The organism is Nonomuraea monospora, assembly GCF_039531895.1.
Lineage (GTDB): Bacteria > Actinomycetota > Actinomycetes > Streptosporangiales > Streptosporangiaceae > Nonomuraea > Nonomuraea monospora.
This window is the reverse complement of record NZ_BAAAQX010000005.1, coordinates 263,028-279,940: the sequence shown is the minus strand read 5'-3', so window position 1 is coordinate 279,940 and position 16,913 is coordinate 263,028. Positions and strand designations below refer to the sequence as shown.

Below are 16,913 nucleotides of genomic sequence, written 5' to 3'. Positions count from 1 at the left end.
CCTACCGCTGGGAATAACAGCATGATCGGGAGTGATAAAGACATACGGAGAAACATCAGTTTGACAGCAAATTTGAGAGGAAACCCCCCGAGTGGCGAGCAAGGTCACCTCGGCCGTGATGCGTCAAGGGCTCCGCGTCCTTGGGGTGGCCATTCGTACGGAGAGAGCGGTTTTCACGCTGGCGGTCCTGGCCAGCGCCGTTTACGGCGGCATGACCGTCGCCTCGGCCTGGGCGCTCGGCTGGGCGACCCAGAACGTGGTGCTGACGTCGTTCGCCGACGGTGACGTCACCGCGGGCGTGCTGTGGACGGGCACGTTACTGATCCTCGGCACGGCGCTGCTGAAGGCGCTCGGCGTCGCCGGGCGGCGGATCCTGGCCGGCGTCATGCAGTACCGCATGCAGGCCCGCTCGCGCCGCGACGTGACCAAGCAGTACCTGCGCCTGCCGCTGTCGTGGCACCACCGGCACCCCACCGGCCAGCTCCTGTCGAACGCAAGCGCCGACGCCGAGGCCGCCTGGGCCCCGCTCGCGCCGCTGCCGATGGCCGTGGGCGTGATCGTCATGCTGTTCACCGCGGCCGTCGCGATGTTGTTCACCGACCTCGTGCTCGCCCTGGTGGGCTTCCTGATCTTCCCGGCCATCGCCGGGCTCAACCTCCTCTACCAGCGCAGGCTCAGCCCGCTGGCCACCCGCGCGCAGCAACTGCGCGCCGAGGTCAGCGAGATCGCGCACGAGAGCTTCGACGGCGCGCTCGTCGTCAAGACGCTCGGCAGGGAGGAGCTGGAGACCGAGCGGTTCCAGCGGCGCGCCCACGAGCTGCGTGACGCCAACATCGCCGTCGGGCGGGTGCGCGGGCTGTTCGACCCGATGCTGGAGGCGCTGCCCACGCTCGGCGTGCTCGCGGTGCTGGCCGTGGGCGCGGCCCGGCTGTCGGCGGGCGCGATCGACGCCGGCGGGCTGGTGCAGGTGGCCTACCTGTTCACGCTGCTCGCCTTCCCCATCAGGGCGCTGGGCTGGGTGCTGGCCGAGCTGCCGCGCAGCGTCGTCGGCTGGCAGCGGGTGCAGGCCGTGCTGGACGCGACGGGCTCCATGGAGTACGGCTCCACCCCCGCCACCTCCACCGCCCCGGCGAAACTGGCCATCGAGGGCGTCTCCTACGCCTACGGCGAGGCCGAGGTGCTGCACGACGTCACCTTCGAGGTGCCCGCCGGCCGCACCGTGGCCCTCGTCGGGCCCACCGGCTCGGGCAAGTCCACGCTCGTCCAGCTCCTGGCCCGCCTGGTCGACCCGGCCTCGGGGCGGGTGCTGCTCGACGATGTGGACCTGCGCGAGCTGCCCTACGGCGGCGTGGCGGCCTCGGTCGCCCTGGTGCCGCAGCAGACGTTCCTGTTCGACGACACCGTGCGCGGCAACGTCGCGCTCGGCGGCGACGTGCCGGAAGAGGACGTGTGGTCGGCCCTGCGCCTGGCCCAGGCCGACGGCTTCGTCGGACGCCTGCCCGACGGCCTCGGCACCCGCGTCGGCGAGCGCGGCGCCTCCCTGTCGGGCGGGCAGCGCCAGCGCCTGGCCCTGGCCCGCGCCGTCGTGCGCCGCCCCCGCCTGCTCGTCCTCGACGACGCCACCTCCAGCGTGGACCCCCAGGTCGAGGCCAAGATCCTGTACGGCCTGCGCGACGCCGCCGAGGCCTCCACCGTCGTGGTCGTCGCCTACCGGATGGCCACCATCGCGCTCGCCGACGAGGTCGTCTACCTGGACAAGGGCCGGGTCGTGGACCGGGGGCCGCACGAGGAGCTGATCGGGCGCTGCGCCGGCTACCGCAACCTGGTCACCGCGTACGAGCGTGAAGAGGCCGAGCGCGCGGCCATCGAGGCGGAGGAAGCGGAAGAAGCGGGAATAGCGGAAGAAGTGGAAGAGGTGCAGGCATGACAGCGCAGAGCATCCGGCAGGACTCGGAGCGTTCGGCGCTGGCGACCGTCCGCCACGGCCTCTCGCTCACCCCCGAGTTCCGCAAGGGCCTGGCAGGCACGCTGGCGCTGGCCGTCATCGCCACCATCGGCAAGATCATCGTGCCGATCGCGGTGCAGCAGACGATCGACACCGGGCTCAAGGGCGGCACGCCCGACATCTCGTACATCACCACCGCTGTTCTGGTCTGCGCGGCGGCGGTCGTCCTGACCGCCCTGGCGGGCTACGTCATGAACGTCCGCCTCTACAAGGCCACCGAGTCCTCGCTCGCCACCCTGCGCGTGCGCGGCTTCCGCCACGTGCACGACCTGTCGGTGCTCACCCAGAACACCGAGCGCCGCGGCGCCCTGGTCTCCCGCGTCACCAACGACATCGACCAGATCAGCAACTTCATGCAATGGGGCGGGCTGATGATCATCGTGGCGCTGGGCCAGCTCCTGGTGGCCACCGTCCTGATGTTCGTCTACTCCTGGCAGCTCACCCTGCTGGTCTGGGTCTGCTTCATCCCGTTGATGATCGCCCTGCCGCGCTTCCAGCGGCTGCTGTCACGCGCCTACACCATCGTGCGCGAGCGCACCGGCGACATGCTCGCCGCCGTCAGCGAGTCCGTCGTCGGCGCCACCGTCATCAGGGCGTACGCCTCCGAGCAGCGCACCGCCGAGCGCATCGACACCGCCGTGGACGCCAACAGGAAGGCCCAGACCAGGGCGCAGACCATCGTCGGCTTCGTCTTCCCGCTGACCGAGATCGTGGCCGCCGTCGCCATCGCCGGCATCGTGCTGCTCGGCGTGCGGCTCGGCCTGTCGGGCGACATCACGCAGGGGCGCCTGGTGGCGTTCCTCTTCCTCGTCACGCTGTTCGTCTCGCCGCTGCAGACCGCCACCGAGGTGCTCAACGAGGCGCAGAACGCCGTCGCCGGCTGGCGCCGCATCCTCGGCGTCCTCGACACCCCGCCCGACGTGGCCGACCCCGGCGAGGCGGGCGTCGAGCTGCCGCGCGGCCCCATCGAGGTCGCCTTCGAGGGCGTGCACTTCTCCTACCCCGGCGGCGCGCCCGTGCTGCGCGAGGTCACCGTGGACATCCCGCCCCGCTCCCGCGTCGCCGTCGTCGGGGAGACCGGCTCGGGCAAGACCACCTTCGCCAAGCTGCTGACCAGGCTGATGGACCCCGGCGCAGGACGCGTCACCGTGGACGGCCACGACCTGCGCCACGTGCGCTTCTCCTCGCTGCGCGAGCGGATCGTGATGGTCCCGCAGGACGGCTTCCTGTTCGACGGGACCCTCGCCGACAACATCCGCTACGGCAAGCCCTCCGCCACCGACGAGGAGATCGAGCTGGCGATGACCGAGCTGGGCCTGGCCGACTGGCTGGACGGCCTGCCCGCCGGCCTCGGCACGCCGGTCGGGCAGCGCGGCGAGTCGCTGTCGGCCGGTGAGCGCCAGCTCGTCGCCCTGGCCCGCGCCTACCTCGCCGACCCCGACCTGCTCCTGCTGGACGAGGCCACCTCGGCGGTGGACCCGGCCACGGAGGTGCGGCTCGCCCGCGCCCTGGAAGGCGTCACCCGGGGGCGCACCGCCATCTCCATTGCGCACCGCCTGTCCACGGCGGAGAACGCCGACGAGGTGCTCGTCTTCGACGGCGGCCGGCTGGTGCAGCGCGGGCCGCACGCCGAGCTGGTGGAGGAGCCGGGCGTGTACGCCGACCTGCACGCCTCGTGGATCTCAGCCGCCCGCTCGTGAAGGTCACTGTTCGCGTACGGCCGCGAACGTCACGGTCGTGCCCGCAGGCCCCGACACGATCGTGATGTGATCGCACACCATGCTCGTCAGCCACAACCCCCGCCCGCGGAAGTCGGACCCCGCGGGCGGCTTCATGTCCCCCATCCACCCCGGCGGCAGCCCCGGCCCCTCGTCGCTGACCTCGCACCACAGCCAGTCGCCGTCCGACCACAGCCGCAGCCGCCCGTGCCCGCCGCCGTGCAGCACCGCGTTCGTGGTGATCTCGTTGACCGCCAGCACGAAGTCCTCAAGCCGCCTGCCCGTGAGCCCCTCGTAGCGGGCGTGCTCGGCGACGGCCCTGCGCAGGAACGTGATGCGCCCCCGGGCGAAGGCCGTGCAGAGCACCTGTCTACACATCGCCGGCCCGGCGCACGGTGAGGAACTCGTCCGCCCCGATGAGCCGCAGCACCCGCGCGACGGGGTCGCGGCACACCACCGACGTGGTGCCGTACGGCCTGGACATCGCCGTGACGGTGAGGAGCTGCGCCGAGCCCGCGTCGATGAAGTCCAGCCCGGACGCGTCCACCACGACCTCGCCCGGCTCCTTCTCCAGCCGCGTCAGCAGCGAGGCGAACGCCGGCCGGTTGGTCAGGTCGACGTCACCCCACACCCGCAGCCCCTCGGGCCGGTGGGTGTTGGCGAAGCGCAGCAGCGCCTGCTCCGGCGAGATCGGGTGCACGGACGTGGCCCGGTCGATGGCCTCGCGGGCGAACAGCCTCCGGTCGTACTGGCACACCGCCGCCAGCCACCGCTCACCGAACAGCTCGTTCGTCGCCGCCTCGAACGCCGCCTGCTCCCGGGTGTCGCACGCCCCCCAGGAGGCGTCGACCAGCGCGTACACGCCGTGCTGGCCGTGCTCGCCGGCCCGCGCGTGCGCGTCGGCCAGCCCCGCGCACATCCGGTCGGGGTCGAGCCTGCCGTCGGTGAAGTGGGTGTCGGACGAGCCGAGTATCTCGATCCGCCCGGCCGACTCGGCTTCCGCGAACCCGGGCACGAGCGGCGCCAGCCACCCGCGCGTCCGCTCGGGACTGTCGGCATGCGTGATGATCACCACCTTGGTACGGCGGCGCAGGCCGTTCATCGTGAACAGCCGGGTAGCCGTCATCCGCTCGCGCTCGCCGTCGAACGGCAGGCACACATGATCACCGAGGTCGGGATCGAGGACGGAGCCCGCGACGTGCACCACTTTCGGTCCTCCCCAAGCACGCGTCGGGACGAAATTACCCCGATCCCCGCCATCACGTAACGCATTCTCGGCAAAACCCACTGTGACGCGATGCAGACAGGTGTACGTTTCTGGGCGGGGCCGCCCGCGGGAGGGGTCGTGAGGAGCATGGGCGTGGATGTGCTGGAGATGTCGCGACGTCGGCACGGGGAGCTGGTGGTGGTCAGCCTGGCGGGGGAGCTGGACGTGGACAACGTCTCGGCGGTGCGCAAATGCCTGTCGGAGGCGGCCGCCACGCCCGATCCGCGGCTGATCGTCGACCTGAGCGCGCTGACCTTCATCGACACGACGGGGCTGGGCGTGCTGGTGCGCATGCTGGCGTCGCTGCGTGACCGCAACGGGACCATGGCCCTGGTGGCCCCGGACGGGCAGGTGCTGCGGCGGCTGCGGCGCACCAACCTGGCGCCGTTGTTCCCGATCTACGACACGTTGCCGCAGGCACTCGCCTGACGAGCCGCCCCGCGCCGGCTTCGGGCGCGGTGGGCGGCCCGGGGAACGGGGCTGGTTGAATGGTCGGCATGTCCCTTGACCCCAAGGTCGCCGCCCGCCTCAAGCGCAACCCCGACGGCCTGATCCCCGCGATCGCCCAGCAGTACGACACCGGCGAGGTCCTCATGCTCGCCTGGATGAACGACGAGGCGCTGCACCGCACCCTGACCACCGGCAGGGCCACCTACTGGTCCCGCAGCCGTCAGGAGCTCTGGGTCAAGGGCGACACCTCCGGCCACGTCCAGCACGTCAAGTCCGTGGCGCTCGACTGCGACGGCGACACCGTTCTGGTGAAGGTCGACCAGGAGGGCGCCGCCTGCCACACGGGCGACCGCACCTGCTTCGACGCCGACCGGCTCGAGCCGGCGCTCGGCTGAGGGCGTCGTGAGCGAGAGGCCGGGCGCCGGCCGCCGGGAGCTGTGGGTGTGGGTCGTGGCGACCGCGCTCGGCTGCCTGGCCGTGCTGGTCGCCGCCGGGCAGGCCTGGGCGACGGTGCCGGGGGGCACGGACGTGCGGCCTCCCGCCGGAGGCGACCTCAGCCCCGCGCTGACCCCCGTCGCGCTGGCCGGCCTGGCCGGAGTGGTCGCGGTGCTGGCCACCAAGGGCGTGGGCCGCCGCCTGGTCGGCGCGCTGCTGGCGCTGTGCGGCGCCGGCGCGGCCGTGGCGACGTGGACGGCGCTGGGCGACGCCAACGTGACCGCCTGGCTGCGCGAGCAGAACGTCATGCGGGGCGCCGCCGACCTGCCCTGGCAGGCCGCGCCCCTGTGGCCGGTCGTCGCGGCGGCGGGCGCGGCGCTGATGGTGGCGGGCGGCGTGGTGGCGATCGTGCGCGGCGGCAGGTGGGCGGGCATGTCCGCCCGGTACGAGCGCGGCGCCGACAGGGAGGCGAAGGCGCAGGTCAACGAGGACAGGGCGCTGTGGGACGCCCTCGACAGGGGAGACGACCCGACGGATCCCCGCTGAAACAAGGCGCTGTCGAATCCTCCACTGTTCTGAACCATTGTCTGCTTGGCAAACGTTTCCTCAATAAGCTGCCGTTGCAACTCGCCACGAACATTGAGGAGCCAGGCCATGACCTACGGGGATCAGGGCGCCAACGGCGGCTACGGGCAGCAGCCGCCGAGCGGGGGAGGCTACGGGCAACAGCCTCCCAGTTATGGCGGTGGGTACGGGCAGCAGCCGCAGAGCGGGGGCGGCGGTTACGGGCAACAGCCGCAGAGCGGCGGCGGTTACGGGCAGCAGCCCGGTTATGGCCAGCAGCAGCCGAGCTACGGCGGCGGCTACGGCGACCAGCCGAACAGCCAGCAGAACCTCGGCTACGGCCAGCTTCCCCCGAGCGGCGGCTACGGCTACGGCTACGGCCAGCAGCCCCCGCCCGGCTACTACCCGCCGCAGCCGCCGCGCTCCACCAACGGCATGGCCGTGGCCTCGCTCGTGCTGGGCATCATCGGCCTGGTCTTCTGCGGTCTCACGAGCATCCCCGGCGTGATCCTCGGCCACATCGCGCTCAACCGGATCAAGAAGACGGGCGAGGAGGGCTCGGGCATGGCGGTGGGCGGCCTGGTCACCTCGTACATCACGGTCGTGATCTGGGTGTTGTGCTGGGTCCTCTTCGGCGGGTTCTTCCTGTGGATGCTGGGCCTGGGGGCCGCGGCCTCGTCCACCTCCGACTTCTGACTCGCCGGTAACCTGCCGATCGCGTAGCCGGACCGTGACGACCCGCTTGCGGTCCGATTACGAATTGTCCGCAAAATGGACGTTCGTCCACGTAGAGGATGCATTATCGCTAGGCTGCCGCGCGCAACTCGACTCAGAAATGACGACATGAGGGGTCATACGCATGAGTTACGGTAACCAGGGCGACGGCGGTTACGGCGCCCAGCCGCCCGGTGGCGGCTACGGTCAGCAGCCTCCGAGCGGCGGTGGCTACGGTGGTGGTTACGGTCAGCAGCCTCCGTCCGGTGGCGGTTATGGCCAGCAGCCCCCGTCCGGTGGCGGCTACGGTCAGCAGCCCCCGAGCGGTGGCGGCTACGGCGGTGGTTACGGTCAGCAGCCTCCGTCCGGTGGCGGTTACGGGCAGCAGCCCCCGTCCGGCGGTGGCTACGGCGGCGGTTACGGCGGCGGGGGCAACCCGCCGGACAACCAGCTCGTCCCGGCCATCCTCACCACCCTGTTCTGCTGCCTCCCGCTGGGCATCGTGGCGATCGTGAAGTCGTCGCAGGTGAACCAGAAGTGGCAGGTCGGCGACTTCGCCGGCGCGCAGCAGGCGGCCGACGAGGCCAAGACGTGGTGGAAGCGCAGCCTGATCATCGGCGCCATCGGCATCGGCCTGATCATCATCGCCTACGTGCTGTTCTTCGTGCTGCTGGCCGCCAGCGTGTCCACGTCCTCGTACTAGGCCGCGGCACGAACGGCACGCACCGGAAGGCGGATACTGGGAGCATGAGCCTCGCGACAACCGAGCGGCACGGGACACGGCGCCTGAAGGAGCTGCTCGCGCCACTCGGTGTCGCGGCCGCCACCGGGGCGGCGTTCGCGATCGTCGGCGTGATCGACCCGAACGAGCCGGGCCACTACCCGACCTGCCCGTTCCTGGCGATCACCGGCCTGTACTGCCCGGGTTGCGGCACGCTGCGCACCATGCACGCGCTGGCACACCTCGACCCGGTGGCCGCCCTCGGCCTCAACCCCCTCGCCGTCGCCATGATTCCGTTCCTGGTGTTCTGGTGGGGCCGATGGGTGGTGCGGGCGTGGCAGGGCAGGCCCAGGCGCACCACGCTGGCGCACCCCGCGTGGCTGTGGGCCTTCCTGGCGATCGTCCTGGTCTACTGGGTCGTCCGGAATCTGCCTTTCGGGGCGTTCCTAGCCCCTTAGGCGGCGTCCACATGGGGACCGGTGGTGAGGTGACCCCACAGGGGCCGATACCATCGCAGGACAAGGCAGAGAGCGGACGCGACGCGAACTCTCCGCCACCCCCAGAAGCCGACCGGAGGGACCTCAGCGCGTGAGTGAGCGGACGGAAGGGCCGAGTGTCCTCGACGACATCCTCGACGGGGTGCGCGCCGACCTCGCCGCACGTCAGCAGGCCGTGTCGATCGACGAGCTGAAGCAGCGAGCCGAGCGGGCCCAGCCGCCCAGGGACGCGATGGCGGCGCTGGGCGGCGACCGGATCTCGGTGATCGCCGAGGTCAAGCGCTCCAGCCCGTCCAAGGGCGCGCTCGCCGCGATCGCCGACCCGGCGGCACTGGCGGCCGACTACGAGGCGGGCGGCGCGCACGTCATCAGCGTGCTCACCGAGCGGCGCAAGTTCGGGGGCAGCCTCGACGACCTGGCCGCGGTCCGCGCCAGGGTCGACATCCCGATCCTGCGCAAGGACTTCATCCTCACCTCCTACCAGCTCTGGGAGGCCCGCGCCTACGGCGCCGACCTGGCCCTGCTCATGGTCGTCTGCCTGGAGCAGGAGGCACTGGTGTCGCTCATCGAGCGGGCCGAGTCGATCGGGCTCACCCCGCTGGTCGAGGTGCACACCGAGGAGGAGCTGGAGCGGGCGATGGCCGCCGGCGCCCGGGTCATCGGGGTCAACGCGCGCAATCTGAAGACACTCGAGGTCGACCGCGATGTCTTCGCGAAGATCGCGCCGAAGATCCCCGATAATGTGATCAAGATTGCCGAGTCGGGCGTGCGCGGCCCGCACGACCTGCTCGCCTACGCGCGGGGCGGCGCCGACGCCGTCCTGGTGGGCGAGAGCCTGGTCACCGGCAACGACCCGCGCAAGGCAGTGGAGGCGTTGGTGACCGCCGGCGCTCATCCGTCGACGCGCCCCGACCACTCAGCAGAGGGATAGCAGTGGCAAACGAAGGCAGCATCCTGACCGCCGCCGACCTGGCCGGCGGCGCGGCGTACGCGGGCGACCCCGACGTGCACGGCAAGTTCGGCATCTTCGGCGGCCGGTACGTCCCTGAGGCGCTCATCCCGGCGCTCGACGAGGTCGCGGCCACCTACGAGAAGGCCAAGAACGACGCGGAGTTCCTGCGCGAGTTCGACCACCTGCTGCGCACGTACGCGGGCCGGCCCACCACGCTGACGGACGTGCCGCGCTTCAGCGAGCAGGCCGGCGGCGCGCGGATCGTCCTCAAGCGCGAGGACCTCACCCACACTGGCGCCCACAAGATCAACAACGTGCTGGGCCAGGCGCTGCTGACCAAGCGGCTGGGCAAGAAGCGGGTCATCGCCGAGACCGGCGCGGGCCAGCACGGCGTGGCCACCGCCACCGCCGCGGCCCTGCTCGGCCTGGAGTGCGTCATCTACATGGGCGCCGTCGACTGCGAGCGCCAGGCGCTCAACGTCGCCAGGATGAAGCTGCTCGGCGCCACCGTGGTGCCCGTCACCAACGGCTCCCAGACGCTGAAGGACGCCATCAACGAGGCCTTCCGCGACTGGGTGACCAACGTCGACACCACCCACTACCTGTTCGGCACCGTGGCGGGCCCGCACCCGTTCCCCGAGATCGTGCGCGACTTCGCGCGCATCATCGGCGTCGAGGCGCGCCGCCAGATGCTGGAGCTGACCGGCGAGCTGCCCGACGCGGTGTGCGCGGCGGTCGGCGGCGGCAGCAACGCCATCGGCATCTTCCACGCCTTCATCGGCGACCAGGACGTCCAGCTCCACGGCTACGAGGCCGCCGGCCACGGCCTGGAGAGCGGCGAGCACGCGCTCACGCTCACCGCCGGCTCGGTGGGCGTGCTGCACGGCTCGCGCACCTACGTCCTGCAGGACGACGAGGGCCAGACGATCGAGTCGCACTCGATCTCCGCCGGGCTCGACTACCCGGGTGTCGGCCCCGAGCACGCCTGGCTGAAGGACTCCGGCCGCGCCGTCTACCACGGCGTCACCGACGACCAGGCGATGGCCGCGTTCTCGCTGCTGGCCAGGACCGAGGGCATCATCCCGGCCATCGAGTCCTCCCACGCCCTGGCGGGCGCGCTGGAGCTGGGCCGCGAGCTCGGCCCCGAGGCGACGATCCTGGTCAACCTGTCCGGCCGCGGCGACAAGGACATGGGCACGGCGATGAAGTACTTCAACCTCTGAAACACCCCATGGATCGGGCGCTGCCTTCGCCTCACCGGCGCGGGGGATTCTGAGCGGGTACGCGGCAGGGCATCATGGGAAGACTCGGACCTTCGAAACGGACAGACATGACGACTCTTCAGACGGTTTTCGCCAAGGCGAAGGCGGACAACCGGGCCGCGCTCGTCGGCTACCTGCCCGCCGGCTTCCCGACCAAGGGCGGTGACGTCGCCGCCGCCGCGGCCCTGGTGGAGGCCGGCTGCGACGTCATCGAGATCGGCCTGCCCTACTCCGACCCGCTGATGGACGGCCCGACCATCCAGGACGCGGTGCACAGGTCGCTGACCAACGGCACCCGCATCGCCGACGTGATGCGCACGGTCGAGGGCGTCGCCGCCACCGGAGCCGCCACGCTCGTCATGACGTACTGGAACCCGATCGACAAGTACGGCGCCGACCGTTTCGCCCGCGACCTGGCCAACGCGGGCGGCGTCGGCACCATCACGCCCGACCTGACGCCCGAGGAGTCCGAGCCGTGGCGTGCGGCGTCCGAGTCGGCGGGCATCGACACGGTGTTCCTGGTCGCGCCCAGCTCCACCGAGGCGCGCATCAAGGCCGTCGTCGACTGCTGCACCGGTTTCGTGTACGCGGCCTCGCTCATGGGCGTCACCGGCGCCAGGGAGACCGTCAACGTCGCCGCCGAGGGCCTGGTCAAGCGCACCAAGGCGCACACCGACCTGCCGGTGTGCGTGGGCCTGGGCGTCGGCACCGGCGCGCAGGCCGCCGAGGTGGCGACCTACGCCGACGGTGTGATCGTCGGGTCGGCGTTCATCCGCCGCATCCTCGACGCGCCCGACGAGGCGGCCGGCCGCGAGTCCATCGGCACGCTGGCCCGCGACATGGCCAGGGGCGTGCGCCGCTGAGCCCGGCGAGTCCGACCTGAAAGCGCGGTTCCCCAACGGGGGGCCGCGCTTTACCGTCTATGTCAGACGGTCCCGAAAGGACGGGTCATGCGTCCCCTCTTGCTCGTGGCAGCCCTCACCCTCGCGGCCACCTACACACCCCCTGAGCAGGCGGCCGGGCAGGATCCGCCCACTCCCGCGCCTGCCCCCACCTACGAGCTGCCGTCGCCGGAGCCCCGGCCCACCGGCGCGCCGCCGCCTGCCCCCACCGCCCAGAACCTGCCGCCCACGCCCGCGCGGGTGGCGGAGCCGGTCGTGATCGCGTCGGCGGCCCTGCGCGTGGAGCTGGACCCGGCCTTCCCGCGCGTCCTCGGCTACACCGACCTGCCGAGCGGCGCCACGCTCGGCGGCAGCACCGGCGTGCCCGCCGTCGTGCTGAACGGCCGGCCGAGGCCCGCCGAGGCGCGGCTGACCGGCAACGACGGCGCGAAGGCCCGCTACCGGCTGGACGTCGGCGACGGCGTGACCCTGTCGGCGAGCATCGGGGTCGAGGGCAGGGTGACGACCTTCTCGATCGACGAGGTGCGCGACACCGACGCGTTCAGGGTCACCACCATCGACCTGCCCGGCCACGACCTGGTGTCCGTGTCGGGCGCGCAGCCGGGCGCGGCCACCGCGTTCACCCGCCTGGACCCGAACTCCACCCGCACCGCCGACGTCTTCGCCCGGGTCACCCAGGAGACGGCGGCGGAGGAGACGCCGGTCGGGGCGACGTACGCGATCGTGCACACCGACCGCCTGGCCGCCGCCGTCGAGACGAACTCCACCTACGACCAGCCCTCCGGCGCGACCGACAGGGACGCCGCCAGGCTCTGGCACCAGGCCAGGAAGGACCAGGACGGCACGATGCGGGTGGGCGTCTGGAGCGGCCAGTGGACCCACCGCGCCAGCGGCTCGCCGTTCACCGACGCGCGCCCGTGGGCGAAGGTCGTGGTCACGCCCGAGGCGAACGGCGACGGCACGCTCGACTGGCAGGACGGCGCGATCGCGTTCAGAAGCATCGCGACCAAGGCGCTGGGCGCGGACGAGACCAGGGACCGGGTGGTCACGCACATCCCGTTCAACTTCTCCAGCCAGGCCACGCACCCGTTCCTGCGCACGCTGGACGACGTCAAGCGCATCGCGCTGTCCACCGACGGGCTCGGCCAGCTCGCCCTGCTCAAGGGCTACCAGTCGGAGGGGCACGACTCCGCGCACCCCGACTACGGCGGCAACCACAACCGCCGCGCCGGCGGCCTCGAGGACCTGAACACGCTGCTCAGGACCGGCAGGGCGTGGAACGCCGCGTTCGGCGTGCACGTCAACGCCACCGAGGCCTACCCGGAGGCCAGGAGCTTCGACGAGCGGCTCGTCAACAAGGACGCCAAGGGCTGGAACTGGCTCGACCAGGCCTACCTCATCGACCAGCGCGGCGACCTGACCAGAGGCACGCTGGCCGATCGGTTCGCGCGGCTGCGCGCCGAGACGGACAGGAACCTCGCGGTGCTGTACGTGGACGTGTTCAGGCCCTTCGGCTGGGTCGCCGACCGCACCCTGGCCGAGCTGCGCGCGCAGGGCTGGCAGGTGACCACGGAGTGGTCGGACAAGCTGGAACGCTCGTCGCTGTGGTCACACTGGGCCAACGACCTCAACTACGGCGGCGTCACCAACAAGGGGCTCAACTCGCAGCTCATCCGCTTCATCCGCAACCACGAGAAGGACGTCTGGAACGCCCACCCGATCCTGGGCAACGCCCGCATCGTCGAGTTCGAGGGCTGGACGGCGGAGAACGACTTCACCGCGTTCTCCCGCAACATCTGGGAGCACAACCTGCCCGCCAAGTTCCTCCAGCAGCAGCGGATCCTCGACTGGAACGCCGACGAGATCGTGTTCACCGGCGGCGTGCGCGGCACGTACCGGGACGGCAGGCGAGAGCTGTTCGCCGGCGGGCGCAAGGTGCTCGACGGCGGCACGTACCTGCTGCCCTGGAAGGGCCGCCTCTACCACTACAACCCGGCGGGCGGCGAGACCACGTGGGCGGCCGACCGGGCGATGAGCGTGTACGAGCTCACCGACCAGGGCCGCGTCCCCGCGGGCACCGTCACCCCGTCGGGCGGGAAGATCACGCTGACGGCCAAGGCGGGCGTCCCTTACGTCCTGTACCCCGGCAGGGCGCCCCGGCAGGCCGACCCCGGCTGGGGGCAGGGGAGTGGCGTGCGCGATCCCGGCTTCAACGACGACCGGCTCGGCGGCTGGAGCGTCAGCGGGCCTGTGAGCGTGGAGCGCGACGCCCTGGGGCGGCGGGTGGCGCTGCTCGGGGCGGGCGCGCAGGCGCGGCTTGAGCAGCCGCTGCGGGGCCTGCGACCCGGCCGCACCTACACGGCGTCCGCGTTCGTCGAGGTCCAGCCGGGCGCGACGCGCGCGACCACGCTGGAGGCGGGCGGGCAGGCCGTGACCGTGCGGCGCTCCACCGCCAGGAACCACATCGCCTCCGACGAGAAGCACGACACCTTCTTCCAGCGGGTCAAGGTGACGTTCACCGCGGCGTCCCCGTCCACCCTGCTGCGGGTCACGGCCGCGGCGGCGGAGGGGGAGGTGCGGGTGGACGACGTGCGCGTCTTCGAGCGCGAGCCGGCCACTGACGTGGAGACGTTCGAGTCGGTGGAGCCGGGCTGGGGACCGTTCGTGAAGGGGGACGCGGGCGGGTCGTTCGACGCGCGCACCCACCTGGCCGAGCGGCACGAGCCGTACACGCAGGCCGGGTGGAACGGCAAGACGGTGGACGACGTGCTGAACGGCGACTGGTCGCTGAAGGCGCACGAGGAGCGGCAGGGCCTGATCTACCGGACGGTGCCGCAGACCGCGCTGTTCGAGCCGGGGCACGCCTACGAGGTGTCGTTCGCCTATCAGAACGCGCTGGCGGGCACCTACCAGTGGGTCACCGGCTACGACCAGGGCGGCGCGAGCGTGGAGACGCGCCGCACGCCCATCCCCGAGCAGCGCGGGACCGCCCGGTTCAGCGAGCGGGTCGTGGCCGGGTGCGGCGACGTGTGGGTGGGGCTGCGCTCGCTCCGGCCGGAGCTTGCCGGGGCCGACTTCGTCCTGGACGACTTCGCCGTCACCGACCTCGGGCCCGCGCCTGACGCGCAGGCGTGCGGGACACTGGAGGTGACGCCCGCCTCGCCGGCGTTCGAGCAAGGAGCCGTTAACGAGGTCACCGTCACGTTCACGAACCTCGAAGACGTGACGGCCGAGGACGTGGCGGTGCGGCTCGGCGTGCCCGAGGGCTGGACGGCGGAGGGCGACGGCGGCGGGCCCGTGCAGCCCGGCGGGCGACTGGCCACGACGTGGCGGGTCACGCCGCCCGCCGATGCGGCGTACGGCACGTACGAGCTGGCCGCCACCGTCACCTACACGGCGGGCGGCGCGGCCAGGACACTGACCGCCGCCGCCTCCGTGCGCACGCTGCCGCCGCCGCCCGCTGCCGACGCCTACGCCAGTGACCTGGAGTGGGTCAGCGCGGACAACGGCTGGGGCCCGGTGGAGCGTGACCGGTCCAACGGCGACACCGGGCCGTCGGACGGCGGGCCGATCGTCATCGGCGGGCAGGCGTACGCCAAGGGGCTGGGCACGCACGCGCCCGCCACGGTGCGTTTCCACCTCGGAGGGCGGTGTACGGCGTTCACGGCCTTCGTGGGTGTTGACGACGTGCAGGCGACGCGCGGGTCCGTGGAGTTCCGCGTGGTGGCCGACGGGGTGGAGAAGGCGCGCAGCCCGGTGCTGCGGGCGGCCGACGCGGCGTACGAGCTGAGCGCCGACCTGAACGGAGCCCGCCATGTGGACCTCGTCGCCGGCGACGGCGGGGACGGCATCGGCAACGACCACGCCGACTGGGGAGCGGCCCTGTTCCGCTGCGCCTGAGTGGCCTTGTGCGCGACCGCCTGCGCGGGAGTGGCCTTGTGGGTGCGCGACCTCCTGCGCGGGAGTGGCCTTGTGCGTGCGCGACCCCCTGCGCGTGAGTGGCCTTGTGCGGCAATCCTCCCAGCTCGCGTGCGGAAAACTCGCTTAGCTGACGCTTATCCGGCCCGTGATCCGATGGAAGCCCGGTACTGTGCGCATTCCGGCGCAGAGAAAGAGGAGAACGCTTGTGGCCGCGTCACTACCGTCACCTTGGGCGAGATCGGCGATACCCTGGGTGACGACCGTCGCCCGGGTGGTGCTGGGCGGGGTGCTGATCGCGGCGGGTGCGCTCAAGATCGGTAACCCGGCCGACTCCGTCGTGGCGGTCAAGGCCTACCAGTTGCTGCCTGAATCGATCGCCGTCGCGGTGGGCTACGCCCTGCCGATCCTGGAGATCGTGGTCGGCGTGCTGCTGGTCGTCGGTCTGCTGACCAGGGTGGCCGCGGTGATCGCCGCGCTGCTCATGTTCGCGTTCGTGTTCGGCATCGGCTGGGCGTGGGCGAAGGGCCTGCGGATCGACTGCGGCTGCTTCGGCGGCGGCGGCCAGCTCGGGGCAGGGCAGGAGCCGACCTACCTGCTCGACATCGTGCGCGACTTCGGCCTCGTGCTGCTCGGCGCGTGGGTCGCGCGTTTCCCGCCGGGCCGCTTCGCGCTCGACGGGGCCCTCGGGCTCGGGGGCGACACTCAGGAAGAGGACGAGGGGGACGACTGATGAGCAAGGGCGAGCGTACGAAGACGAAGTCGCAGTCGGCACGCGACAAGATCAAGGCCCAGCAGGCCGAGCAGCGAGCGCGGGAGAAGCGCCGCAAGACGGTGACCTACATCACCGCCGGCGCGGTCGCGGTGGCCGCGGTCGGGCTCGGCTGGTGGTACGCCGCCAGCATCTCCCGCTCCGAGGAGGCCTCCGGCGCCCTCGCCCCCGTCACCGTGCAGGCCGACGGCACCGCCGTGATGGCCCAGAGCGGCGTCACCGGGCCGGTGGTCGACATCTACGAGGACTTCCAGTGCCCGGCCTGCAAGGAGCTCGAGCGCGTCAGCGGCCAGACCTTCAAGAACCTCGCCGCCGAGGGCAAGGCCAAGGTCGTCTTCCACCCGATCACGATCTTCTCCCAGGAGCCGACCAAGTCCAACTCCGTGCGCGCCGCCAACGCCGCCCGGTGCGTCGCCGACGGCAAGCAGTGGCTCGCCTTCCACGACCTGCTCTTCGCCAACCAGCCCTCCGAGACCGAGGAGGGCTTCAAGGTCGACCAGCTCAAGCAGTGGGGCAAGGAGGCCGGGGTCACCTCGCCCGACTTCGACCAGTGCGTGACCTCGGGCAAGAACGCCGACGCGCACCTCGCGTACAGCAAGAAGATCAGCACCGAGCAGAAGCTCGACCACACGCCGACAGTGAAATTGAACGGCACAGAAATAGACAATCAGGTACTGTTCAGCCCGTCGCAACTGCGCGATGAGATTTCCGGGGCCGCCAAGTAGCCTCGCTTCCG

At 71.7% G+C, this 16,913-nt stretch carries 16 protein-coding genes; 14 read left to right on the top strand and 2 right to left on the bottom strand.

Annotation, left to right across the window (positions count from 1 at the left end):
• Window positions 1-118 precede the first annotated feature (118 nt).
• A complete protein-coding gene (locus tag ABD331_RS12520) occupies window positions 119-1,927 on the top strand; it encodes an ABC transporter ATP-binding protein (RefSeq protein ID WP_344474254.1) in 1,809 nt (602 codons plus the stop codon).
• Window positions 1,924-3,705, top strand: coding sequence for an ABC transporter ATP-binding protein (locus ABD331_RS12515; protein WP_344473891.1), 1,782 nt, complete (start codon window positions 1,924-1,926; stop codon window positions 3,703-3,705). The genes ABD331_RS12520 and ABD331_RS12515 overlap by 4 nt, the downstream gene beginning before the upstream one ends.
• Before the next feature lie 3 nt (window positions 3,706-3,708).
• Here the strand turns inward: ABD331_RS12515 and ABD331_RS12510 are convergent, their stop codons facing one another.
• Together ABD331_RS12510 and ABD331_RS12505 are read right to left on the bottom strand one after the other, a co-directional pair.
• Complete coding sequence (locus ABD331_RS12510) at window positions 3,709-4,089, bottom strand: ATP-binding protein (protein WP_344473890.1); 381 nt, start codon at window positions 4,087-4,089, stop codon at window positions 3,709-3,711.
• A gap of 4 nt (window positions 4,090-4,093) precedes the next feature.
• Window positions 4,094-4,930, bottom strand: a complete 837-nt coding sequence (locus ABD331_RS12505) for an MEDS domain-containing protein (RefSeq protein ID WP_344473888.1) — start codon at window positions 4,928-4,930, stop codon at window positions 4,094-4,096.
• 153 nt (window positions 4,931-5,083) lie between these two features.
• Between ABD331_RS12505 and ABD331_RS12500 the strand changes: the two genes are divergently transcribed.
• The 12 genes from ABD331_RS12500 to ABD331_RS12445 all read left to right on the top strand — a co-directional run bounded on the left by ABD331_RS12500 (window position 5,084) and on the right by ABD331_RS12445 (window position 16,902).
• Window positions 5,084-5,419 carry an STAS domain-containing protein gene (locus tag ABD331_RS12500; RefSeq protein ID WP_344473886.1) on the top strand — a complete coding sequence of 112 codons (336 nt, stop codon included), beginning with the start codon at window positions 5,084-5,086 and terminating at the stop codon, window positions 5,417-5,419.
• Window positions 5,420-5,487: 68 nt separating this feature from the next.
• Window positions 5,488-5,835 carry a phosphoribosyl-AMP cyclohydrolase gene (gene hisI / locus ABD331_RS12495; RefSeq protein WP_344473884.1) on the top strand — a complete coding sequence of 116 codons (348 nt, stop codon included), beginning with the start codon at window positions 5,488-5,490 and terminating at the stop codon, window positions 5,833-5,835.
• A gap of 7 nt (window positions 5,836-5,842) precedes the next feature.
• Complete coding sequence (locus tag ABD331_RS12490; RefSeq protein ID WP_344473882.1) at window positions 5,843-6,421, top strand: Trp biosynthesis-associated membrane protein; 579 nt, start codon at window positions 5,843-5,845, stop codon at window positions 6,419-6,421.
• 108 nt (window positions 6,422-6,529) lie between these two features.
• Entirely contained in the window at window positions 6,530-7,135 is a 606-nt protein-coding gene (locus ABD331_RS12485; protein WP_344473880.1) for a DUF4190 domain-containing protein, read from the top strand.
• 163 nt (window positions 7,136-7,298) lie between these two features.
• Entirely contained in the window at window positions 7,299-7,856 is a 558-nt protein-coding gene (locus ABD331_RS12480; protein WP_344473878.1) for a CD225/dispanin family protein, read from the top strand.
• A gap of 44 nt (window positions 7,857-7,900) precedes the next feature.
• A complete protein-coding gene (locus ABD331_RS12475; RefSeq protein WP_344473876.1) occupies window positions 7,901-8,332 on the top strand; it encodes a DUF2752 domain-containing protein in 432 nt (143 codons plus the stop codon).
• Between the two features lie 130 nt (window positions 8,333-8,462).
• On the top strand, window positions 8,463-9,302 hold the full coding sequence (gene trpC, locus ABD331_RS12470; protein WP_148434894.1) for an indole-3-glycerol phosphate synthase TrpC: 840 nt from the start codon (window positions 8,463-8,465) through the stop codon (window positions 9,300-9,302).
• A 23-nt stretch (window positions 9,303-9,325) separates the two neighbouring features.
• A complete protein-coding gene (trpB, locus tag ABD331_RS12465; RefSeq protein ID WP_425565995.1) occupies window positions 9,326-10,546 on the top strand; it encodes a tryptophan synthase subunit beta in 1,221 nt (406 codons plus the stop codon).
• A gap of 107 nt (window positions 10,547-10,653) precedes the next feature.
• Window positions 10,654-11,448 carry a tryptophan synthase subunit alpha gene (gene trpA / locus ABD331_RS12460; RefSeq protein ID WP_344473872.1) on the top strand — a complete coding sequence of 265 codons (795 nt, stop codon included), beginning with the start codon at window positions 10,654-10,656 and terminating at the stop codon, window positions 11,446-11,448.
• An 87-nt stretch (window positions 11,449-11,535) separates the two neighbouring features.
• Window positions 11,536-15,387 carry an endo-alpha-N-acetylgalactosaminidase family protein gene (locus ABD331_RS12455; RefSeq protein ID WP_344473870.1) on the top strand — a complete coding sequence of 1,284 codons (3,852 nt, stop codon included), beginning with the start codon at window positions 11,536-11,538 and terminating at the stop codon, window positions 15,385-15,387.
• Between the two features lie 274 nt (window positions 15,388-15,661).
• Window positions 15,662-16,138, top strand: a complete 477-nt coding sequence (locus tag ABD331_RS12450) for a MauE/DoxX family redox-associated membrane protein (protein WP_344473868.1) — start codon at window positions 15,662-15,664, stop codon at window positions 16,136-16,138.
• Window positions 16,138-16,902 (top strand): DsbA family protein, encoded by a 765-nt coding sequence (locus ABD331_RS12445; protein WP_344473866.1) that lies wholly within the window; start codon window positions 16,138-16,140, stop codon window positions 16,900-16,902. Before ABD331_RS12450 ends, ABD331_RS12445 begins: the two co-directional genes overlap by 1 nt.
• Window positions 16,903-16,913: the final 11 nt, after the last annotated feature.